Source organism: Bradyrhizobium betae (assembly GCF_004123905.1).
Classification (GTDB): Bacteria; Pseudomonadota; Alphaproteobacteria; order Rhizobiales; family Xanthobacteraceae; genus Bradyrhizobium; species Bradyrhizobium betae_A.
Genome location: NZ_MZXW01000026.1, coordinates 78,419 through 99,126, shown reverse-complemented (window position 1 = coordinate 99,126; position 20,708 = coordinate 78,419). Strand labels below are relative to the sequence as shown.

Sequence of the window (20,708 nt, the reverse complement as noted above, 5' to 3'; positions counted from 1 at the left end):
GGCGATGCCCCGTGCCAAAGCTGGCGTCGCCGCCGGCACGCTGTCGCCGTTACCAATGTTGGTGATGAACGACCGGGGAGCGTTGCGGGTCACCGGCACCATCTTGAATCCGGTTTCGCCGGGTTTGGGGAGAATGACGATGCGCGATCGCTTCTCCCGTCTCGCAAGTCTCAGTGCGAGCCTCGTGCTCGCGCTCTTCGTCTCAACCACCCATCTACGGGCCGAGAGCATGTCGCCTGGACAGACCAATCAGGCCTGCGGATCGCCGTCATCGATCGACGATGGCTGGGAGACGGCATCGCCCGACAGTGTCGGCATGGACGAGGCGAAGCTGTGCACCATCGCCGCGCGTCTCACGCAGCGGGCAACCACGGTCCATTCGGTCGTCGTCATCAGGCATGGCAAGCTCGTCTTCGAGCAATATTTTGCCGGCTACGACCAACCCTGGGGACAGCCCGACGGCCAGTACGAATTCACCGCAACGACCAAGCACGACATGCGCTCGGCAAGCAAGAGCGTGACCTCGCTGCTGGTTGGAATCGCGATCGACCGCAAGCTCATCGCAGGCATCGATGAGCCTGTTCTGAAATTCTTCCCCGACTACGCAGCAGTGAAGCAGGCGGGATGGGACGCCATCACGCTGCGCCATCTGCTGACGATGTCCTCCGGCTTCAAATGGGACGAGGCGCGGGACTGGACCGATCCAAAAAACGACGAGCCGCATCTCGTCACCGAGCCGGATCCGCTTGGCTATGTGTTGTCGCGACCGGTCGCAGCGCCACCCGATACACTGTGGACCTATAGTGGCGGCAACACAGAGCTGCTCGGCAACATCATCGAGCGCACCTCAAAGACGTCGCTGGAGGCGTTCGCGCGCGAGGTGCTGTTCCAACCGCTCGGCATTACCGATGTCGAATGGAAGAACTACAAGAACGGCAAGCTCGCGGCGGCCGCGGGGCTGCGCTTGCGACCGCGCGATGCGGCGAAAATCGGCCAGCTCGTGCTCAATCGCGGTCAGTGGAACGGCCGGCAAATCGTCTCGGCCGACTGGATCGCACAATCGATCACGCCGCGCTTCCAGGCGGTTGGCTATTTCGGCGGCACATTGTTCTACGGCTATCAATGGTGGATGGGCCGCTCGCTTGCCGGCGGCAAGGAGATCAAATGGGTCGCCGCCTTCGGATGGGGCGGGCAACGCATTTTCGTCGTGCCCGAGCTTGATCTCGTCATGATGACGACCACCGCGCAATACGGCCAGCCCAAGGAAGGCCTGGCCGCAATGGACATCCTCTCCAACATCGTCATTCCATCCGTGCGCGACGCGCACTGATCACAAAGGAAGCGAGCATGAGCCTGAAATACGCGGTCGGCGATCTCACCATCCACCGTATCATCGAGCAGGAGACCTCGTTCGTCCCTGCGCTGGAGATGCTGCCGGGACTGACGCCCGAAGTGCTGGCCGAGAACCGGGCGTGGATGCGCGACGCGAAGGCACTGGATGAGCAGGACGTCTTGCTCCTGTGCTTCCAATCCTATGTGGTGAAGACGCCGCACCACACCATTTTGATCGACAGCTGCATCGGCAACGACAAGCCGCGGCCGCAGCGGCCGAAATGGAACATGAAGACCGACGACACCTATCTGCGCGGGCTCAGCGCCGCGGGATTTTCGGTCGACGACATCGACTTCGTGATGTGCACGCATCTCCATGTCGACCACGTCGGCTGGAACACGCGGCTGGAGAATGGCAGCTGGGTGCCGACCTTCCCCAAGGCGCGCTACGTCTTCGCCAAGCAGGAATACGATCACTGGTTCGAGCAGAACGCGAAGGCGGAGATCCCGCCCTTCGCCGACAGCGTGCTGCCGGTGGTCGAGGCGAAGCGCCATGAGCTGGTCGGCAACGACCATGAGATCGGCGACCACGTCCGCATCCTGCCGACACCAGGTCATACGCCGGGCCATATCGCTGTTACGATGGGCCGCGGCAAGGACGATGCCGTATTCTCGGGCGATCTCATGCATTCGCCGCTGCAGACGCTCTATCCGGAGCTGTCGATCAAGTTCGACGTCGACCCGGCCAAGGCGGCAACGACACGCCGCAGTTTTCTGGAGCGCTATTGCGACACCGACACGCTGTGCTGCACAGCGCATTTCCCCTCGCCGTCGGTCGGAAAGATCAAGCGCAAGGGCAACGCGTTCGTGTGCGAGTCGGTTTAGCGAGATGCCGTAGGTTGGCAAAGCGAAGCGTGCCCACGTCAAACGCGTTGCGGAAAGATGGTGGGCACGGCGCGAAGAACGCGCCTTTGCCCACCCTACGATTCCACCCGAGTGGAGAGAATCGATGACAACACTCCCCGACGTCCCCCTCCCCGCCGGCATCCGCTCGCGCACTGTCGACGGCATCAATGGCTTGCGCATGCATGTGCTGGAGGCCGGCTTCGAGACCAAGGGCCGGCCCTGCATCCTGCTGCTGCACGGCTTTCCCGAACTTGCCTTCTCCTGGCGCAAGGTGATGCCGACGCTCGCCGCTGCGGGCTATCACGTGATCGCGCCGGACCAGCGCGGCTATGGCCGCACCACGGGATGGACGGCGGATTACGACGGCGATCTCACGCCGTTCTCTCTCCTCAACCTGGTGCGCGACGCGCTGGCCCTGGTGTCGGCGTTCGGCTACAGGCAGGTCGATCTCGCCGGCCATGATTTCGGTAGCCCGGTTGCGGCGTGGTGCGCGCTGATCCGGCCCGACGTGTTCCGTTCGGTGACGCTGATGAGCGCGCCGTTCGGTGGTGCGCCAACGTTGCCATTCAACACGATCGATGCACCGGCTAAGCCTGCGGTCGAAGATCCCGTGCATCGCGAGCTCGCCGCGCTGCCGCGTCCGCGCATCCATTATCAATGGTACTATGCGACTCGCCCGGCCAATTCCGACATGCAGCACGCGCCGCAAGGCGTGCATGATTTCCTGCGCGCCTATTATCATCACAAGAGCGCGGACTGGACCGACAACAAGCCCACCCCGCTGAAGTCGTGGTCGGCGAATGAGCTGGCGAAACTGCCGACCTATTATGTGATGGACGCCGGCGAGACCATGGCGGAGACGGTGGCGAAGGAGATGCCCTCACCCGCCGCGATCGCCGCCAATCAATGGCTGCCAGACAGCGACCTCGCTTTTTACGGCGCCGAGTATGGCCGCACCGGCTTCCAGGGCGGGCTGCAATGGTATCGCTACGGCACGTCGGGCATGCTCAACAGCGAGATGCAGCTGTTTGCGGGACGCAGCATCGACGTGGCCTCCTGCTTCATCTCGGGCAAGCAGGATTGGGGCACCTATCAGCGCCCCGGCGTGTTCGAGGCGATGCAGGGGCGCGGTTGCACGAAGATGCTTGGCTGCCACTTGGTCGATGGCGCCGGCCATTGGGTGCAGCAGGAGCAGCCCGCCGAGGTCAGCCGGCTGCTGCTCGACTTCCTGGCGAAAGCCGGCAAGGCCTGATTTGACATGGCCAGATTTGACCGGGGAACCGCGGCGCTCTATATGATTTAGAACTATTCTAAACTATCGAAACAGGGCCGGGCCGTGAAGAAATTTGCCGATCTGACCGAGCGCGAGGTGCTTGCGGTCGCGATTGCCTCCGAGGAGGAGGACAGCCGCATCTACATGAGCTTCGCCGAGGATCTGCGGGAGCGTTACCCCGACACGGCCAAGATTTTCGAGGAGATGGCCGAGGAGGAACGCGGCCACCGGCATCGGCTGCTCAAGCTCTACGAGGAGCGGTTCGGCCAGCACCTGCCGCCGATCCGCCGCGAGGACGTCAAAGGCTTTCTGCGCCGGCGCCCGATCTGGCTGACGAAAAACCTGCCGCTCGACACCATCCGCAAAGAAGTCGAGACCATGGAGCTCGAGGCCGAGCGCTTTTACGCGCGCGCCGCCGAGCAGGCCGAGGATGTCGGCGTGCGCCGCCTGCTCGGCGATCTCGCCGAGGAAGAGAAGCATCACGAGAATCGCGCCGTCGCGCTGACCGACGAGATTTTGAAGCCCGACGTCCGCGCCGAGGAAGACCGCACGCGGCGGAGGATGTTCGTGCTGCAATATGTGCAGCCCGGCCTCGCCGGCCTGATGGACGGATCGGTCTCGACACTGGCGCCGCTGTTCGCAGCTGCCTTCGCCACCCACCAGAACTGGCAGACCTTTCTGGTCGGCCTTGCCGCCTCGATTGGCGCCGGCATCAGCATGGGTTTTGCGGAGGCGCTGTCAGACGACGGCTCGCTGACGGGACGCGGCTCGCCCTGGCTGCGCGGCATCACCTGCGGGGCGATGACGACGCTCGGCGGGCTTGGCCATACGCTGCCTTATCTCGTGCCCGACAGCTGGGCCAACGCGTTCTGGATCGCGACGGGAATAGCCGGCGTGGTCGTGTTCTTCGAATTATGGGCGATCGCCTTCATCCGCGCGCGCTACATGGACACGCCGTTCCTCCAGGCCGTGTTCCAGATCGTGCTCGGCGGCGCGATTGTGCTCGCGGTAGGGATCTTGATCGGGGCGGCGTAGCAGCCTCACCCTCGCTGTCATTCCCCGCGAAAGCGGGGAATCCAGTACGCCGCGGCCTATCGGTTCAACCGGTCAAGCCGGGCGACGACACCGTCGTTTTTGGCCTCCGCCCGACGAGCCTCATCAGCATTTCAATCGCCATCAAACAGCCGTTGCAGCCCTCGGGCAAACTGCGCATCATCCGTCCAGTGAAGCGCAGGAGCATGTCGTGGCCAAATCGGAATGGAGCTACAAGAGTGCGGTCGAGCTGTCGGCCGCGTTGACGGCGAAGAAGGTCTCCGCGGTCGAGCTCACGCAGGATGCGATCAACCGCATCGAACGGCATGACGGCAAGGTCAACGCGATCTGCGTGCGGGACTTTGACCGTGCACTGAGCGCCGCGCGCGACGCCGATGCGGCGCTGGCCCGCGGCGAAAGAAGACCGCTGCTCGGCCTCCCCATGACGGTGAAGGAATCCTACAACATCGCCGGCCTGCCGACGACCTGGGGCATCCCCGCCCAGAAAGATTTCATCGCCAAAGAAGACGCGCTGCCGGTCACGCGCGTGAAGGACGCCGGCACCATCATCGTCGGCAAGACCAATGTCCCTCTCGGGCTCGGCGACTGGCAGAGCTACAACGACATCTACGGCACCACGAATAATCCTTACGATCTCGGCCGCACGCCCGGCGGTTCATCCGGCGGCTCCTCGGCCGCGCTCGCCGCGGGCTATGGCCCGCTGTCGATCGGCTCGGACATCGGCGGCTCGCTGCGCGTGCCGGCGTTCCATTGCGGCATCTATGCGCACAAGCCGACCTTCAATCTCGTGGCGATGCGCGGTCACACGCCACCGCCGTTGCCGCCTCTGCCGTTCGAGCGCGACCTCTCGGTGATCGGCCCGATGGCACGCAGCGCCGCCGACCTCTCGCTTGTGCTCGACGTGATGGCCGGGCCCGATCCGATCGATGCGGGCCTGGCCTACCGGCTCGAATTGCCGGCGGCGCGGCACACTGCGTTCAGGGATTTCCGCGTGCTGGTGATCGACACCGACCCGGTGCTGCCGACCGACACCGCCGTGCGCGGCACCATCAACCGGCTGGCCGACAATCTCGCCAAATCAGGCGTCAAGATCGAGCGCAGCTCTCCGCTGCTGCCGGATTTCGCGACGTCCTCGCGGCTCTATATGCGGATGCTGATGTCGTTCCTCGCCGCAAGCTTCGCGCCCGACATTTATGCCGGCGCGAAGGCTGCTGCGGCCGTGCTGCCCGAGAGCGACAACAGCCTTGCCGCCGAGCGGCTGCGCGGCATCGCGCTCAGCCATCGCGATTGGCAGATGGCGAATGGCGGACGCACGCGGCTGCGGGCGCAATGGCGCGAGCTGTTCAGGACGTTTGACGCGGTGATCTGCCCGGTGATGCCGACGGCGGCCTATCCGCACGACCATTCGCCGGAGCAGGAAAAGCGCCGCATCACGATCGACGGCAAGGAGCACGTCTATCCCGACCAGCTCGCCTGGCCCGGCATCGCCACGCTCCCCGGCCTGCCCTCGACCGCGATCCCCACGGGCTTTGCGCCGGACGGACTGCCGATCGGCGTCCAGATCGTCGGCCCGTGGCTGGAAGACCGCACGCCGCTCAAGCTCGCCGAGCTGATCGAGCGCGAGTTCGGCGGGTTCGTGCCGCCGAAGATGTTTGATGATTGAGCCCCGAGCCGACCGATAACCACGATCTGTTGTTGGGCTCGCACCGCAATGGCTGTCAAACGACGGTTGCGCCATCGGGCCAAACTGCGCATCATCCTTACAAAACAACCAGGAGATGCGCCGTGGCCAAATCGGAATGGAGCTTCAAGAGCGCGGCCGAACTGTCGGCCGCGCTGATTGCGAAAAAGGTCTCCGCGGTCGAACTGACCCGGGACGCCATCGACCGCATCGAACGTCACGACGGCAAGATCAACGCGATCTGCGTGCGCGATTTCGACCGCGCGCTCGCCACCGCCCACGAAGCGGACGCCGCGATCGCGCGCGGCGAGACCCAGCCACTGCTCGGAATTCCCGTGACGATCAAGGAATCCTTCAACATCGCCGGCCTGCCCACGACCTGGGGATTCGTGCCGCAGAAGGATTTCAAGCCGGCGGAAGATGCGCTGGCGGTGAGCCGCATCAAGCAGGCCGGCGGCGTGATCCTCGGCAAGACCAACGTCCCGCTGGGGCTCGGCGACTGGCAGAGCTACAACGACATCTACGGCACGACCAACAACCCCTACGATCTCGGCCGCACGCCGGGCGGCTCATCCGGCGGCTCGTCCGCTGCCCTTGCCGCGGGCTATTGTGCGCTCGCCACCGGCTCCGACATCGGGGGCTCCCTGCGCGTGCCGGCGTTTCATTGCGGCCTTTATGCCCACAAGCCGACCATCAATCTCTGCGCGGCGCGCGGCGAGACACCTCCACCGTTTCCTGCCATTCCGCGCGAGGGCGACCTCGCGGTGATCGGCCCGATGGCGCGCACGGCTGCCGATCTCTCGCTGTTGCTCGACGTGATGGCCGGGCCTGATCCGCTGGAAGCCGGCGTCGCCTACAAGCTCGAGCTGCCGGCAGCGCGCCATCAGTCGCTGCGGGATTTTCGCGTCCTGGTGATCGACAGCCATCCGCTGATGCCGACGGACCGGGACGTCCGCGGTGCGATCGAAAAGCTTGCAACCGATCTGTCCAAGGCTGGCGTGACGATCACGCGAGAGAGCGCGCTGCTGCCGGACTTGGCGGTAACATCCCGGCTCTATATGCGCATGCTCCTGGGATTCCTTGGCGCGTTCTTCCCGCCCGAGGAGTACGCAGACGCGCAAGCCAGAGGGATTGAGCTCTCACCGGACGATCTGAGCTTCGGCGCCGAGCGGCTGCGCGGCATCACGGCGCGCCATCGCGCCTGGGTCCTTGACGCCGGCGCTCGCGCCACCTTGCGTGCGCAGTGGCGCGCCCTGTTCAGGAGTTTCGACGCGGTGATCTGCCCGATCATGCCGACACCGGCCTATCCGCACGATCATTCGCCGGAACAAGACCAGCGGCGCATCAGTATCGACGGCAAGGACTATCCCTATTCCGACCAGCTCGCTTGGCCGGGCATCGCCACGCTGCCTGGCCTGCCCGCGACGGCCGTTCCGCTCGGGCTTTCGAAGGGCGGCTTGCCGGTCGGCGTGCAGATCATCGGCCCGTATCTGGAGGACCGCACGCCGCTCAGGTTTGCCGAATTGATCGAGCGCGAGTTCGGCGGGTTCATACCGCCGCCAATGTTTGATGATTAGTCCCCCCGTCATTGCGAGGAGCCCGCGACAAAATTGCGCAGCAATTTTGCGCTGATGCGACGGAGCAAAATGGCCACCAAATGCCAAAAGGGAGAGGAATGTCATGAGCAAAGACATGGAAGAGCTGACCACGCTCAACCGCGACTATGTCGCCTCCGTGCAGAACTGCGACGTCGAGCGCTTCGACGAAATCCTGGCGCCCGAGTTCTACTGCTCCAATCCCGACAAGACGCTGGTCGACCGCGCCGGCTTCCTGAAACAAACGGCGCAGCCGATCACGATCCGGAACTTGATCGAGCGCGACGTCATCATCCGCATCATGGGCGACTTCGCCATCATCCACGCCGCGACCAGCTACACGACGGCCGATGGCCAGCAGACGTCGGGGCGATACACCGATTGTTGGGAGAAGAAGAACGGGAAGTGGCTGGCAGTGTCGGCGCACGTGTCGCGGTGAGGTAGGCACACTGATCGCATCCTCTCCGCTGTCATGCCCCGCCTAGTGCGCAATTGCGCACGGGGGGCGGGGCATCCAGTACTCCGCGGCCGTAGGTGGTGCACACACTCCCGCCGCGGAGTCCTGGATCGCCCGGTCAAGGCCGAGCTGACACCTGTGTTGTGTCAGCTATCAAACATGATCACGCTGCGCAGCGTCTTGCCGGCTTTCATGTTGGCAAAGCCCTCGTTGATCTCCGACAGTTTCAGCTTGGCCGAGATCCAGTCTTCCAGGTGCAATCGGCCGCGCAGATAGAAATCGACCAGCCGCGGCATGTCGACACGAAAATGGTTCGAGCCCATCGACGAACCCTGTATCCGTCGCTCGCGCAAAAAGTCAAAACCGTGTAGCTCGATCTTCTGGCCGAACGGAATCATGCCGACGATGGTGGCCGTGCCGCCCGACGCCAGCATACCAAAGGCCTGCTCGGCGGTTTCCTTGCGGCCGAGCACCTCGAAGGAATGATGGACGCCGCCATTGGTGAGGTCGCGGACCTGCTTCACCACGTCGCCGTCGGCGGGATTGATGATGTCCGTGGCGCCCAGCTTGGTCGCGAGCTGGAGCTTTGCCGGGTTGGTGTCGATGGCGATGATGCGGCCGGCACCCGCAATCTGCGCGCCGTTGATCGCGGCCATGCCGACACCGCCGCAGCCGATCACCGCCACGGTCTCCCCCGCCGTCACCTTCGCCGTGTTCACGACCGCGCCATAACCGGTGATGACGCCGCAGCCGATCAGCGCGGCGAGATCGAGCGGCATCTCCTTGCGGATTTTGACGATCGCATTCTCGTGCACCAGCATCTGCTCGGCGAAGGACGAGAGATTGAGGAACTGGTGCAGCTTCTCGGAGCGCGACCATTGCATCCGGTTGGAGGCGCCCGGCAGCAGTTTTACGGTCGTATCGGTGCAGAGCACGGTGCGGCCCGTGGTGCAATTGTCGCAGGTGCCGCAGAACACGGAGAGACACGTGACGACGTGATCGCCCGGCTTCACATAGGTGACGTCGGAGCCGACCTGCTCGACCACGCCGGCGGACTCGTGCCCTAGCACCGCCGGCAGCGGATGCGGATAAAGACCTTCCATGAAGTGGAGGTCGGAGTGGCAGAGGCCGGCGACCGAGGTGCGGATCAGCACCTCGCGCGGGCCGGGCTTCGGCAGGCTGACATCCTCGATGACCAGCGGCTTGTTGACTTCATGGAGGACGGCGGCCTTCATCGAGTGCTCCCTATCGCGTTTTTTGTTTGATCGTGGCGCACAGCCTACGCTGCCAGAACCAGTTCGCCAACCTCGCTCATGGACGCCACGCGATCGCCGAGCAGCAGTGCTGCGATCTTTTGCTGCACGGCATTTTCCGTCAGCCGGAACGGATCGCTTGGCGCCACGCGATGGTCGATGACGAGGCGCGACAGCAGCAGCCGTCGCGCATCGCCGCGCATGTCGTGGATGCGGTGCGCCTCCCAGGCGAGCGCGACCGCGCTTGCGACATGATAGAGCAGGCTCGTCGCGCGCCGCGCATCGGCCTCATTCTCGGCCTTGCCTGCGACTTCGCGCGCGAAGCCGACGGCGCGATCGACGAGGCTGCGCAGATTGTCCCGCCAGGCCTGCGGCACCGACGCACTATCGTCGAGCCGCGCATGCAGATCGGCGGCGAGTGCGGATTCGGCGCCGTGGCGCCCAACCGCGCGCCTCAGTGCATCAATGGCGACAATGTTGCCGGTGCCTTCCCAGACCGAGCCGAGATGCGCATCGCGCAGCAGGCGCGGCGTGGCGAACTCCTCGATATAGCCGATGCCGCCGCGCATCTCGAGCGCATCGCCGCAGACCTTTCGCGCGTCGCGCGTGGCACGGAATTTCAGCGTCGGCGTCAGGATGCGCAGCAATGCCGCGGCATCCTGGCTGCCGGCCTCGGCACGGTCGAGTGCGTCGGCGGTGAGAAAACTCATCGACAGCGCCTGCTCGACCGGCAGCATGATTTTCAGCATCTGCCGCCGGCCAAGGGGCAGGTCGATGATGCGCTGACCGAACACGACGCGATTGGTCGCAACCGTCATTGCATCATGATAGGCGCGTCGCATCAGCGCAGTGGATTTGACGCCGTTGGAGAGCCGCGACGAATTCACCATCTCGGCCATCTGCACAAAACCGCGGTCGAGCTTGCCGACCGCATAGGCGATCGCGCCTTCGAGCTTGATCTCGCCCGAGGCCATCGAGCGGGTGCCGAGCTTGTCCTTCAGACGCACGATCCGGTAGTGGTTCTGCGAGCCGTCGTCGAGGAAACGTGGCATCAGAAACAGGCCGACGCCGCGCGTGCCGGGGCCGGCGCCTTCAGGCCGCGCCAGCAGCATCACCACTTTCGCATCGGCATTCGAGCAGAACCATTTTTCGCCATGGAGGCGCCAATGGTCGCCCTCCTGCACCGCCGTCGTCGTCAGCGTGCCGACGTCGGAGCCGCCCTCCTTCTCGGTCATGAACTGGCCGCCCTGCGTCAGCTTGCTCATGTCGGTCTGGGTCAGGCCGTCAAGATATTTCGCCTTCAGCGCCTCGCTGCCGAAATTCGCCAAGAGCTTTGCGCAGCCATCGGTGACATTGATCGGGCAGCCCATGCCGAATTCGGTCTGGTTGAACAGGAAGGTGAAGGCGTGCTTGGCGACAACAGGATATTTGTCCGGCCAGCCCATGATGCCCTTGCGGATCGACAGCGCGTGGATGCCGAACTCGCCGAAAGCGGCGTTCTCCAGCTCGCGATAGGCCGGGTGATATTCGACCCACTGTACGTCGCGGCCGAACTTGTCGCGCTGGTGCAGCACCGGCGTGTGACGGTCGGCAAGCCGCGCGCACTCGTCGAGCCTGCCGCCGGCGAGTTCGCCGAGGCGATCGAGGTGCGGCTCGATGTGACGGAACAAATTCTCCGGCAGATGAATGCGCAACAGATCCGTCAGCGCCTGATCGGCGCGGTAGAAATTCATGCCAGTGGTATCTGGCGCCAGCAGGCCGGATGGTGCCGCCGCGGTATTTTTGGGCTGCGCTGTGACCGGCTTGTGCATGATCGTCCTCTTCGTTTCCGCCCGACGGCAATTCTTTTGCGCTTGCCGCTTTGGATGATGTCGATCATGCTCCAGTGGAGACTACGGATAAAGCCGCAAATAGTCAGGGAGGCATGATCGCCGTGAAGGAGCAATTCGCTCTGCGGAATTGTGATTGGCACGGCTGGCCGTCAGCGCGAACCATGCATAGATCAACGGCTCCCCGTCTCCGAGAGATCACGTCATGGAACATCCAAAGTACAAGATCGCCCTCATCGTCGGCGCCGGCGAAGGCCTGAGCGCCTCGCTGGCACGGCTGCTGTCCGCGCAGGGCATCCGCGTCGCACTGGCCGCGCGAAAAATCGAGAAGCTGGGCGCGCTCTGTGGCGAGACCAGCGCGAAGGCCTATGCTTGCAATGCCACCGAGCCTGAGGAGGTCGAGCGGCTGTTTGGCCTGGTCGAGCGCGAGATCGGCACGCCTGATCTCGTCGTCTACAACGCCAGCGGCCGCACGCGCGGGCCGTTCGTGGATCTGGTCCCGGCCGACGTCGCGAATGCCATTGCGGTCAGCGCTTATGGCGGCTTCCTGGTGGCGCAGCAGGCGACCAGGCGCATGCTGCCGAACAAGCACGGCGCGATCCTGTTCACCGGCGCCTCCGCGAGCGTCAAGGGCTATGCGCAGTCGGCCTCGTTCGCGATGGGCAAGTTCGCGCTGCGCGGCCTCGCCCAGAGCCTGGCGCGTGAGCTGTCACCGCAGGGGATCCACATCGCGCATTTCGTCATCGACGGCGGCATCAAGAGCGCGGCGCGGACGGAAGCCACCGACAAGCCGGAATCGATGCTCGATCCCGATGCGATCGCCGAGAGCTATTGGAACGTGTTGCAGCAGCCGCGCAGCGCCTGGAGCTGGGAGCTGGAGCTGCGGCCCTGGGTGGAGAAGTTTTGAGGCAATAAATTCACAACAACCGTCATTGCGAGCGAAGCGAAGCAATCCAGAGATGTCTCCGCGGAAGCAGACTGGATTGCTTCGTCGCTTCGCTCCTCGCAATGACGAAGGAGAGGCGATATGACCACGGAAGCCACCATCGACACCGGCACCAATGAACTGCTCTGCGTCATCCGCGACCGCGTCGCTGTCATCACGCTGAACCGGCCGGAGGCACGCAATTCGCTGTCGGATACGCTGACGCCGGCGCTGCGCACGATGATCCGCAGTTGCGGCGAGAACCCCGACGTCGGCGCGCTGCTGCTCACCGGCGCGGGCGAAGCGTTCTGCGCCGGCGGCAACGTCAAGGGCATGGGCGCGCATCGCGACCCGAAGAAGCTCGAAATGTCCTTTGATGACAGGGTCGCCGATCTCCAGGAGCGGCAGCGGCTGCTCACGGGAGCCTTGGTGTCGGTGCGCAAGCCGACCATCGCCGCCCTGCCCGGCCCCGCGGCCGGCGCCGGGCTCGCCATCGCCATGGCCTGCGATATCCGCATTGCCGCACAATCGGCCTTCGTCGCCACCGGCTATGCCCGCATCGCGCTCAGCGGCGATTACGGCATCGCCTGGCTGCTCACCCGTTTGGTCGGCACCGCGCGGGCGCGCGAGCTGCTGTTCACCGGCGATCGCGTCGATGCCGCACGTGCCGAGGCGATCGGCCTCGTCAACCGCGTCGTGCCCGATGACAAATTGCAGGCCGAGGCCTTCGCTTTGGCAAAGTCGCTCGCCGAAGGCCCGCGGCTCGCGCTACGCTACATGAAGGACAATCTCGACGAGGCCCTGCTGTTCGACTTCGAAACCGCCCGGGACCACGAGGCCGAGCGCCTGATCCGCCTCACCACGACCGCCGACCACAAGGAAGCGGTGCAGGCGTTCATCGAGAAGCGCAAGGCAGTATTCACGGGGAAATAAACGGCACTCGAAAATCCTTGACCCGTCACCCTGAGGTGGCCGCTTCTTCAGCGGCCCTCGAAGGGCGACGGCCCGGCTGTGGCTGCGAACCGAATGCGAGGGAACGGCGGGGCCGTTCATCCTTCGAGGCTCCCCATGGGACGCGCTGCGTCCCATGCGGAGCACCTCAGGATGACGGGTTTTGCATGGGCAAAAAAATGCCCGGCTCTGGCTACGCCAGGCCGGGCTTGCAGTGGTGTCAGACCGAGGCTGAGGGGCTTTCGGCCTGACGGGAAAGGGCTGCGAGACGCCAGCTCGCGCAGGGAATGTCCTTTGGCGCGACGTTGATCTCCTTGTCGAAGCGCACCAGCTTCCAGTCGTCGGGATGATTGACGAAGGCGAAGCCGGATTTGCGCGCAAGCGAGATCATGGCTTCGTTGGAGCGCAGCGTATCGCCGAATATGTGCTCGGCGCCCAGCGCGGCCGCACGGCATTCGAGATTCTTCATCAGCGCGGTGGCGATGCCGTGGCCCTGCCAACGGTCGTCGACCGACAAGCCAAACTCGAGCGTCGACGTCTCGGCATGGAAGGCGTAGCGCGCCTCGGCGACGATCGTCTCAAAACCATCGACCATCTTGGTCGCAACCACGGTGAAACGCTCGCGCGCGCCGACATCGAGGAATTCGCTGAGCAGGCCTTTTGGCAATTCGCTGATCGCGCCGAAGAAGCGGTTGTAGCGGGAGCGGGTCGTGAGCGAGCGGAAGTAGTGCTGAAGCTCCTCGGTGTCGCGCGGCTCGATGAAGCGCACGTTGAGCGGCTCGCCCTGCCGGGTGCGCAGCTCATCGGAATATTGCTTCAAATCTTCCAGTCGGAGAGTGCTCATGACACGAGCCCTATATAACCCTATATAAAAAGGGACCGCCGGCGCCCCCAACAGTCAGGCGGCGCCGGCCTGGCGGCCAATCAGGCCCGCCAGAAGGGTTTGTCGGCCTCGTAGGCGATGTCGGTCCAGGACAGGCCGACGTCATGAAGATCGCGGGCCGTCCAGTTGGTCAGTTCACGGCGGGTCCGATAGCGCTCGTGCCAGACGTGAAGGGTCTCGCCGATCTGCTGGATCAGGCCGGGTGCATGATGATTTGTCATCGAATTGTGGGTCAAACTAGACATTTTCAGCTCCTGGAGCTAAGTTCACTGCTAATATCTGCTTCCGGGTGCGCTGCGACAAACGACAATTTGTACCAATTCGCATGATATAAACTCATGCATCATGCTGCCAAATGACTGCCAGATTGCCCTCCCTGAACGGTTTGCGGGCCTTTGAGGCCGCCGCGCGCCATCTCAGCTTCACGCTGGCGGCCGCCGAGCTGAACGTGACCCAGACCGCGATCAGCCATCAGATCCGCCGGCTCGAGGAGGAGCTCGGCATTCGCCTGTTCATCCGGCAGAACCGCGCACTGGCGCTGACGGCAGAGGCGCGCGACTACCTCCCGGGCATCCGGGCCGCCTTCAACGATCTGCGGCTGGCCACCGATCGCCTGCTGCGCAAGGACGACGATAAGGTGCTGACGGTGTCGACGCTGGCCTCGCTCGCGGCAAAATGGCTGCTGCCGCGGCTGACCGATTTCCAGGAACAGCATCCCGGCATCGACGTCCGCATCACCACCTCGACCAGCCTCGTCGACTTCCAGCGCGACGATGTCGATGCCGCCATCCGCTACGGCCGCGGTCAGTGGCCGGGCCTGCGCGCCGACTGGCTGATGGCGGACGAGCTGTTTCCGGTGTGCAGCCCATCCCTGCTGCGCGGCGACAAGCCGCTGCGCCAGCCGGAGGATCTCAAGGGCTACCCGCTGCTGCACACCTCCAACGCCAACAGTGACGACTGGCGGCTGTGGCTGACGGCGGCGGGCCTGCCGGCCGACATCGCGCGACAACCCGGCATCACCTTCGACATGATCTTCATGACCATCCAGGCCGCGATCGACGGCATCGGCGTGGCGATGGGCCGGACCTCCTACGTGCAGGACGACATCGCCAAGGGCCGGCTCGTGGTTCCCTTCAAGATCGCGCTGCCGGCCGATGCCGGCTTCTACCTGGTCTCGCCGCAGGGCCGCCGCGAGGCGCCCAAGCTGGCCGCGTTCCGCGAATGGATGATCGCTGCAACGCAAAATAAGGCCTGAAAAATCATCAACTTCCCCGGCAAATTCGATTGACTCGCAGCGCCTCGCGCGGGAAGGGGTAGACAGATTGTCGCAGCATCAATCTGTCGCCTTGCCGTGAAGTGAGTTCCGGTCCGGCCGTGTCTTTAGGGGAGAAACGTCATGGCTGGACCTGCAGCTTCAACCAATCCGCCCGAGATCAAGTCGCGCATCGGCGCGATCCTGCGCGCCACATCAGGCAATTTCCTCGAGCAGTTCGACTTCTTCCTGTTTGGATTCTACGCCGCCGCCATCGGCAAGGCGTTCTTCCCCTCCACCAACGAAACGGCGTCGCTGCTCAACACCTTTGGCGTGTTCTGGCTCGGCGCATTAATGCGCCCCGTCGGCGCCATCGTGCTCGGCGCGTATATCGACCGCATCGGCCGCCGCCAGGGCCTGATCGTTACGCTGGCCATCATGGCCGCCGGCACCGTGGTGATCGCGTTCTGTCCGACCTACGCGAGCATCGGCATCGCAGCGCCGATCATCGTACTAATCGGCCGGCTGCTGCAGGGCTTCTCCGCCGGAGTCGAACTCGGCGGCGTGTCGGTGTATCTCGCCGAGATCTCGACGCCCGGCAATCGCGGCTTCTACACCTCGTTCCAGTCGTCGAGCCAGCAGGTCGCGATCTTCGTGGCCTCTATCCTCGGCTACATCCTGTCCGAGGTGATGCCGGCCGACACGGTGGCCGCCTGGGGCTGGCGCATTCCCTTCTTTGTCGGCTGCCTAATCATCCCGCTGATCTTCATGCTGCGACGGACGCTCGAGGAGACGCCGGCCTTTCTCGCCATGAAGAAGCATCCGACCGCGAACGAAGTGTTCGCCTCCGCGCTCGCCAACTGGCGCATCGTCATCCTCGGCATGATGATCGCGGTCCTGACCACGACGACGTTCTACTTCGTCACCGTCTACACCCCGACCTTCGGCAAGACCGTGCTGAAACTGTCGACGCAGGATGCGTTGCTCGTGACCCTGCTCGTCGCCGTGACCAACTTCTTCTGGAACCCGGTCGGCGGCGCGCTGTCCGACCGCATCGGCCGCAAGCCGGTGCTGCTCACCATCGCCTGCCTCGCGCTCGTCACGGCCTATCCGGCGCTGCACTGGCTGGTGGCGGCACCGACCTTCGGCAAGCTGCTCGCGGTCGAGATGATGTTCTCGTTCTATTTCGGCATGTACAGCGGCACCATGCTCGGTGCTCTCGTCGAGATCGTGCCGGCGCATGTCCGCACCACCTGCTTCTCGCTCGCCTTCGCGCTCGCCGCTGCCCTGTTCGGCACCTTCACGCCGTTTGCTTCGACCCTGCTGATCGAACACACCGGCGACAAGGCCTCGCCCGGCTATTGGCTGATGCTCGCGGCCGTCCTCGGTATCATCGCGGCCTCGGTGGTGTATCGCGGGGGACGCCAAGCGGTGGCGACGTATGATGCGGCGGCCGAGCCGGTGGCGGGGCACTGAGGGTTATCTCGGGGCGCGCTCTTCCTTAACCTCTCCCCGCCTGCGGGGAGAGGTCGGAATTCGAGCGCAGCTTGAATTCCGGCTGAGGGGGTACAGGTCCACGACGATCTCACGTGTGGATAGAGGCCCCTCACCCCAACCCTCTCCCCGTAAGAACGGGGCGAGGGAGCGCACCTGCCCCGTGGCGAGACCTACAACTCCACCACCACGTAATCGCTCTCGACCTTCACCGTAACAGTCTCGGCAACATACGGCCCCTTCACCACGCTCGCGCCCGGCTCGACGTGAGCGGCATACGCCTTCACGCGGAAGCGGCGGGGGTCGCAATAGGACTGGCCGGTGCGGATGTCGAATTCCCAGCCGTGCCAGGGGCAGCGGATGATCTCGCCGAGTTTGGTGTATTCGATCTCGCCGGGGTCGCTCGATTGCGCCAGCCCGATCAGCGGGCCCTCGCACAGTGCTGCGCCCTGATGCGGGCAGCGGTTCATCAAACCAAAATATTCGCCCTTGATGTTGAAGACCGCGATCGGCCGTCCGTCGATCTCCAGAAATTTTCTGGTACCGGGCGGAAGCTCATCGACCGGCGCGATCACATGACGCGCCATCAAGCTATTCCATAGAGCGCGCGCGCATTGCCGAGATAGAACGCCTCGCGATTGTCCTCGCTGACGCCCGCCGGCAGCACGCGCGACGGCTCGTCATAGTCCCAATGCGGATAGTCGGTCGCGAACAGCAGGCGGTCCCAGCCGATCCATTTGATGACGTCGAACAGATCCTCGCGCCGCTCCGGATCCTCCATCGGCTGCGTCGTCCACCACACCTGCTCGCGGATATATTCAGAAGGCGGCCGTTTCACATGCGGCACCTCGCTGCGGAGCCGCTGCCACACCTTGTCGAGCCGCCATGCCAGCGACGGCGCCCAACCAAAACCGGCCTCGATCATCACCATCTTCAGCTTCGGGAAGCGCTCGAACACGCCTTCGAGCACGAGGCTTGCCAGTGCCGATTGCTGGCACTGCGAATGTCCCACCATCTCCTCGATGTAATAGGACGGCCAGCCCGACGGCGTGATCGGATTGCCGCCGAAGCCGAAGGCGTGGACGCCAACGGGAAGGCCGGCCTCTTCCGCGGCCTGATAGATCGGCCAGTAGCGGCGCTGGCCGAGCGGTTCGACATTGCGGCTGAGCAGCAGCACCTGCACAAAGTTCTTGTCGCCGGCACGCTCACGGATTTCGGCAGCGGCCGACAGGCCGTCCTCGTTGCCGACGACGATCGACGCCTTCAGCCGCTTATCCTTGCTGGTCCATTTGTCGATCTGCCAGTCGTTGATTGCGGAACACAGCGCAGCCGAGAGTTCGTGATTGCGGATGCCCTGCCCGGTGTTGAGCGGATTGAGCACGCCCAGCTGCACATTGTTGGGATCGAGCAACTGCTTCTGCATGAAGGAGAGTGAGGAGCCCTGCGGGCCGCCTTCCGGCGGATAGGCGTCGCGGCGCGAGGCGTTGGGCTGGGCTTTTGGATAGGGCGGGCCTTCCATCATGCCCTGATAGGCATGGACGCCGTAGATCTCGAGATGATGCTGCCAGCGTTTGGCGAGATACGGATAAAGCTCGGTGCGCGTGGCGCGCGCCGGATGGATGTCACAGTCCGCGATCGCGGTTTTCGTCGTCGGGGGGGAAGCGGCCTCTAGGCCTTCGCGGAACTGAATATTCATCGCCTTGCCTCCTTTGGCAGCGGGCTCACATCAGGCGGGGGTAGGTTGCATGCGGATTGTCGATCATGATCTTGCGCACGAGATCGGGGGACAGACCCTCGGGCAGCGCGTCCTGGCCATCGAACTGCCAGTGCGGATAGTCCGTGGAGAATAGGACCAATTCGTCGGACTGCATATGATCAAACAGGCGAATTAATGTCTCAGGCTCCGGCGGTGCATCAAATGGCTGTAATGAGAAGCGGATGTTGCTGCGCACAATTTCGAGAGATGCGCGATCGACCCAGGGCGTCTCCATCCGCACCCCGCGCCAGAACTTGTGAAGCCGCCAGAGAAAAGGCGAGATCCAGGAGACGCCGGATTCCAGCATCACCATTTTCAGCCGCGGATATTTTACGAAAACGCCCTCGACGATCAGGCTGGTGAGCTGGGTCTGGAACGCCTGGGCCTGACCGACATAATCCTCGATGTGATAGGAACCCCAGCCCACCGCGGTCGGCGGATTGTGATAGGCGGAACCGGCGTGGATACCGATCGGAAGGTTCAGCCGTTCCGCCGCTTCATAGATCGGCCACAGCGCGCGCTTGCCGAGCGGCGTATCGCCCATGACCAGCATCAGCACCTGGACGAAGCGCCTGTCCTGCGCACAGCGCTCGATCTCGGCGACGGCTTTGTCGATGCTTTGCGTCGGGATCACGATCGAGCCGCGCAAGCGCGGATCCCGATCGAGCCATTCCTTCACGAGCCAGTCATTCAGCGCACGGCAGAAGGCGGCCTGCAAATCTTCCGAAAACACCATCTGCACGCCGTAAAGCGGATTGCAGATGGCGTATGAGAGCTGGAAGGGATCGAGCACATGGCGCTGCATGTCCTCGAGGCTTTCGCCTGGTTTGCCTGTCTCAGGCCGCCAGTCGGGCCGCGCCACGATCGGCGAGTTCCGCGGATAGGATTGCGAGACGAGATCGACCATACCGCGCGTCGTCACCTGATCGCGCCAATAGTCGCTCAGGTACGGCAGCAGGCTGGTCAGATGCGGCACGGCCGGATGCACGTCGCAATCGACCCCACCGGCGATCAGGGACGCCATCACGTCTCCTTCACGTTTCCTCGTTTTGTCTTGTCTTTCCGCCATTCAAGCAGGCCTGCCCGTCGCCCGCAACTCGGCCAAGGCTTCTGTCATATGCTAGAAAGGCTGAGCTCAGTTGCGAAGGAATAAGGGGTTTTGGGATGAAAGAGCTCGTCGGCATTGCGGAACAGGTCGCGGCGCAACTGATCGCGCGCAAACAGACCATTGCTGTGGCGGAATCCTCCACCGGCGGCCTGATCGCGGCCAGCCTGCTCGCGGTGCCCGGCGCCTCCGCCTATTTCCTCGGTAGCGCGGTGGTCTACACCCGCGATGCCCGGCGCGTCCTGATGGATATTTCGGACGAAGGAATGAAGGGCTTTCGTTCCTCCTCGGAGCCTTACGCAAAACTGCTCGCCGAGCAGATGCGCAGCCGCTTCAACTCCGACTGGGGCCTGTCCGAGACCGGCGCCGCCGGCCCGACCGGCAACCGCTACGGCGACGCCGCCGGCCATAGCTGCATGGCGGTCGCGGGGCCCGTGGCCGACGTGATGACGCTGGAGACGGCAAGCGGCGACCGGTTTGGCAATATGCAGGTGTTCGCGGCGACGGCGCTGAAGTTGTTGTTGAGGAAGCTCGAGGGGTGATTTTCTCAAGCGTAGCCGCCACGCTATCCGATCCGTCGCCGTTGTGCGGGGTTGACGGTGAGAGATTTGTGCTCGCGGCAACGATCAACATCACCGCTCCAAATGCCGCATGAAAATCCGCACCACATATCCCCTGAACCGCGGCGCCTCATCATAAATATCCGACGCAATCCGCTCGATGGTTTCGCGCAGGGACAGAAACTGCGCCTGGCGCGCGCTGCTCTCCGTGCCTTGCATGCCCGCGAGCTCGTCCATCGCGGCGTCGCTGATCTGACAGTCCACGACGTCACCATCGTTCAGCATGGTGAAGCGAAAGGCCAGACGTTCGAGGTCATGGCCAATGATCTTGTCGCGCGTCAGCGGCATCAAATTGTCCCGTTCGCGCCCCCGAACGGGACAATGCTGAAAATCTGGCGCCTTG

At 64.0% G+C, this 20,708-nt stretch carries 20 protein-coding genes; 12 read left to right on the top strand and 8 right to left on the bottom strand.

The window, feature by feature from the left end; genetic code table 11:
• The first annotated feature begins 139 nt into the window (after window positions 1–139).
• The 7 genes from B5V03_RS23220 to B5V03_RS23190 all read left to right on the top strand — a co-directional run bounded on the left by B5V03_RS23220 (window position 140) and on the right by B5V03_RS23190 (window position 8,279).
• Complete coding sequence (locus B5V03_RS23220) at window positions 140–1,330, top strand: serine hydrolase domain-containing protein (protein WP_129272715.1); 1,191 nt, start codon at window positions 140–142, stop codon at window positions 1,328–1,330.
• Between the two features lie 17 nt (window positions 1,331–1,347).
• Complete coding sequence (locus B5V03_RS23215; RefSeq protein WP_129272714.1) at window positions 1,348–2,217, top strand: MBL fold metallo-hydrolase; 870 nt, start codon at window positions 1,348–1,350, stop codon at window positions 2,215–2,217.
• Between the two features lie 124 nt (window positions 2,218–2,341).
• Window positions 2,342–3,490 carry an alpha/beta fold hydrolase gene (locus B5V03_RS23210; protein WP_129272713.1) on the top strand — a complete coding sequence of 383 codons (1,149 nt, stop codon included), beginning with the start codon at window positions 2,342–2,344 and terminating at the stop codon, window positions 3,488–3,490.
• A gap of 84 nt (window positions 3,491–3,574) precedes the next feature.
• Entirely contained in the window at window positions 3,575–4,546 is a 972-nt protein-coding gene (gene mbfA / locus B5V03_RS23205) for an iron exporter MbfA (protein WP_129272712.1), read from the top strand.
• Window positions 4,547–4,754: 208 nt separating this feature from the next.
• Window positions 4,755–6,227 carry an amidase gene (locus B5V03_RS23200; RefSeq protein WP_129272711.1) on the top strand — a complete coding sequence of 491 codons (1,473 nt, stop codon included), beginning with the start codon at window positions 4,755–4,757 and terminating at the stop codon, window positions 6,225–6,227.
• A gap of 122 nt (window positions 6,228–6,349) precedes the next feature.
• On the top strand, window positions 6,350–7,822 hold the full coding sequence (locus B5V03_RS23195; protein WP_129272710.1) for an amidase: 1,473 nt from the start codon (window positions 6,350–6,352) through the stop codon (window positions 7,820–7,822).
• A gap of 103 nt (window positions 7,823–7,925) precedes the next feature.
• Window positions 7,926–8,279 (top strand): nuclear transport factor 2 family protein, encoded by a 354-nt coding sequence (locus B5V03_RS23190; protein ID WP_129272709.1) that lies wholly within the window; start codon window positions 7,926–7,928, stop codon window positions 8,277–8,279.
• Between the two features lie 164 nt (window positions 8,280–8,443).
• Here the strand turns inward: B5V03_RS23190 and B5V03_RS23185 are convergent, their stop codons facing one another.
• Window positions 8,444–9,532 (bottom strand): Zn-dependent alcohol dehydrogenase, encoded by a 1,089-nt coding sequence (locus tag B5V03_RS23185; RefSeq protein WP_092035151.1) that lies wholly within the window; start codon window positions 9,530–9,532, stop codon window positions 8,444–8,446.
• A gap of 44 nt (window positions 9,533–9,576) precedes the next feature.
• On the bottom strand, window positions 9,577–11,361 hold the full coding sequence (locus tag B5V03_RS23180; protein ID WP_129272708.1) for an acyl-CoA dehydrogenase family protein: 1,785 nt from the start codon (window positions 11,359–11,361) through the stop codon (window positions 9,577–9,579).
• A gap of 223 nt (window positions 11,362–11,584) precedes the next feature.
• Between B5V03_RS23180 and B5V03_RS23175 the strand changes: the two genes are divergently transcribed.
• Window positions 11,585–12,286: an SDR family NAD(P)-dependent oxidoreductase gene (locus B5V03_RS23175; RefSeq protein WP_129272707.1), complete on the top strand. Its 702-nt coding sequence runs from the start codon at window positions 11,585–11,587 to the stop codon at window positions 12,284–12,286.
• A gap of 120 nt (window positions 12,287–12,406) precedes the next feature.
• Window positions 12,407–13,237 carry an enoyl-CoA hydratase gene (locus tag B5V03_RS23170; RefSeq protein ID WP_129272706.1) on the top strand — a complete coding sequence of 277 codons (831 nt, stop codon included), beginning with the start codon at window positions 12,407–12,409 and terminating at the stop codon, window positions 13,235–13,237.
• A gap of 238 nt (window positions 13,238–13,475) precedes the next feature.
• On the opposite strand, the gene B5V03_RS23165 is transcribed toward B5V03_RS23170, so the two are convergent.
• The gene (locus B5V03_RS23165) at window positions 13,476–14,099 is read right to left on the bottom strand and encodes a GNAT family N-acetyltransferase (RefSeq protein ID WP_129272705.1); all 624 of its coding nucleotides are present in this window, start codon (window positions 14,097–14,099) and stop codon (window positions 13,476–13,478) included.
• Between the two features lie 80 nt (window positions 14,100–14,179).
• Entirely contained in the window at window positions 14,180–14,383 is a 204-nt protein-coding gene (locus B5V03_RS23160) for a DUF1127 domain-containing protein (RefSeq protein ID WP_129272704.1), read from the bottom strand.
• A gap of 110 nt (window positions 14,384–14,493) precedes the next feature.
• Between B5V03_RS23160 and B5V03_RS23155 the strand changes: the two genes are divergently transcribed.
• Together B5V03_RS23155 and B5V03_RS23150 are read left to right on the top strand one after the other, a co-directional pair.
• The gene (locus B5V03_RS23155; protein WP_129272703.1) at window positions 14,494–15,393 is read left to right on the top strand and encodes a transcriptional regulator GcvA; all 900 of its coding nucleotides are present in this window, start codon (window positions 14,494–14,496) and stop codon (window positions 15,391–15,393) included.
• A gap of 141 nt (window positions 15,394–15,534) precedes the next feature.
• On the top strand, window positions 15,535–16,866 hold the full coding sequence (locus B5V03_RS23150; protein WP_129272702.1) for an MFS transporter: 1,332 nt from the start codon (window positions 15,535–15,537) through the stop codon (window positions 16,864–16,866).
• 191 nt (window positions 16,867–17,057) lie between these two features.
• Here B5V03_RS23150 and B5V03_RS23145 read toward each other — a convergent pair whose 3' ends face one another.
• Genes B5V03_RS23145 through B5V03_RS23135 form a run of 3 tightly spaced genes read right to left on the bottom strand, consistent with a single transcriptional unit; the run spans window position 17,058 to window position 19,664 of the window.
• Window positions 17,058–17,471, bottom strand: a complete 414-nt coding sequence (locus B5V03_RS23145; RefSeq protein ID WP_129272701.1) for a Rieske (2Fe-2S) protein — start codon at window positions 17,469–17,471, stop codon at window positions 17,058–17,060.
• Window positions 17,471–18,580 carry an amidohydrolase family protein gene (locus tag B5V03_RS23140; protein ID WP_129272700.1) on the bottom strand — a complete coding sequence of 370 codons (1,110 nt, stop codon included), beginning with the start codon at window positions 18,578–18,580 and terminating at the stop codon, window positions 17,471–17,473. Before B5V03_RS23140 ends, B5V03_RS23145 begins: the two co-directional genes overlap by 1 nt.
• A 25-nt stretch (window positions 18,581–18,605) precedes the next feature.
• A complete protein-coding gene (locus B5V03_RS23135) occupies window positions 18,606–19,664 on the bottom strand; it encodes an amidohydrolase family protein (RefSeq protein WP_129272699.1) in 1,059 nt (352 codons plus the stop codon).
• Between the two features lie 140 nt (window positions 19,665–19,804).
• On the opposite strand from B5V03_RS23135, the gene B5V03_RS23130 reads away from it, so the two are divergent.
• A complete protein-coding gene (locus B5V03_RS23130; RefSeq protein ID WP_129272698.1) occupies window positions 19,805–20,287 on the top strand; it encodes a CinA family protein in 483 nt (160 codons plus the stop codon).
• A gap of 90 nt (window positions 20,288–20,377) precedes the next feature.
• Here the strand turns inward: B5V03_RS23130 and B5V03_RS23125 are convergent, their stop codons facing one another.
• Complete coding sequence (locus tag B5V03_RS23125; RefSeq protein ID WP_164988223.1) at window positions 20,378–20,653, bottom strand: DUF1488 family protein; 276 nt, start codon at window positions 20,651–20,653, stop codon at window positions 20,378–20,380.
• Window positions 20,654–20,708: the final 55 nt, after the last annotated feature.

Excerpts from the sequence above, each read along its gene's own strand:
- B5V03_RS23185 (WP_092035151.1), bottom strand. The coding sequence starts at position 9,532 with ATGAAGGCCGCCGTCCTCCATGAAGTCAACAAGCCGCTGGTCATCGAG.
- B5V03_RS23210 (WP_129272713.1), top strand. The coding sequence starts at position 2,342 with ATGACAACACTCCCCGACGTCCCCCTCCCCGCCGGCATCCGCTCGCGC.
- B5V03_RS23165 (WP_129272705.1), bottom strand. The coding sequence starts at position 14,099 with ATGAGCACTCTCCGACTGGAAGATTTGAAGCAATATTCCGATGAGCTG.
- B5V03_RS23170 (WP_129272706.1), top strand. The coding sequence starts at position 12,407 with ATGACCACGGAAGCCACCATCGACACCGGCACCAATGAACTGCTCTGC.
- B5V03_RS23125 (WP_164988223.1), bottom strand. The coding sequence starts at position 20,653 with ATGCCGCTGACGCGCGACAAGATCATTGGCCATGACCTCGAACGTCTG.
- B5V03_RS23160 (WP_129272704.1), bottom strand. The coding sequence starts at position 14,383 with ATGTCTAGTTTGACCCACAATTCGATGACAAATCATCATGCACCCGGC.
- B5V03_RS23130 (WP_129272698.1), top strand. The coding sequence starts at position 19,805 with ATGAAAGAGCTCGTCGGCATTGCGGAACAGGTCGCGGCGCAACTGATC.
- B5V03_RS23150 (WP_129272702.1), top strand. The coding sequence starts at position 15,535 with ATGGCTGGACCTGCAGCTTCAACCAATCCGCCCGAGATCAAGTCGCGC.
- B5V03_RS23175 (WP_129272707.1), top strand. The coding sequence starts at position 11,585 with ATGGAACATCCAAAGTACAAGATCGCCCTCATCGTCGGCGCCGGCGAA.
- B5V03_RS23140 (WP_129272700.1), bottom strand. The coding sequence starts at position 18,580 with ATGAATATTCAGTTCCGCGAAGGCCTAGAGGCCGCTTCCCCCCCGACG.
- B5V03_RS23215 (WP_129272714.1), top strand. The coding sequence starts at position 1,348 with ATGAGCCTGAAATACGCGGTCGGCGATCTCACCATCCACCGTATCATC.
- B5V03_RS23145 (WP_129272701.1), bottom strand. The coding sequence starts at position 17,471 with ATGGCGCGTCATGTGATCGCGCCGGTCGATGAGCTTCCGCCCGGTACC.
- B5V03_RS23190 (WP_129272709.1), top strand. The coding sequence starts at position 7,926 with ATGAGCAAAGACATGGAAGAGCTGACCACGCTCAACCGCGACTATGTC.
- B5V03_RS23155 (WP_129272703.1), top strand. The coding sequence starts at position 14,494 with ATGACTGCCAGATTGCCCTCCCTGAACGGTTTGCGGGCCTTTGAGGCC.
- B5V03_RS23220 (WP_129272715.1), top strand. The coding sequence starts at position 140 with ATGCGCGATCGCTTCTCCCGTCTCGCAAGTCTCAGTGCGAGCCTCGTG.
- B5V03_RS23180 (WP_129272708.1), bottom strand. The coding sequence starts at position 11,361 with ATGCACAAGCCGGTCACAGCGCAGCCCAAAAATACCGCGGCGGCACCA.
- B5V03_RS23135 (WP_129272699.1), bottom strand. The coding sequence starts at position 19,664 with ATGGCGTCCCTGATCGCCGGTGGGGTCGATTGCGACGTGCATCCGGCC.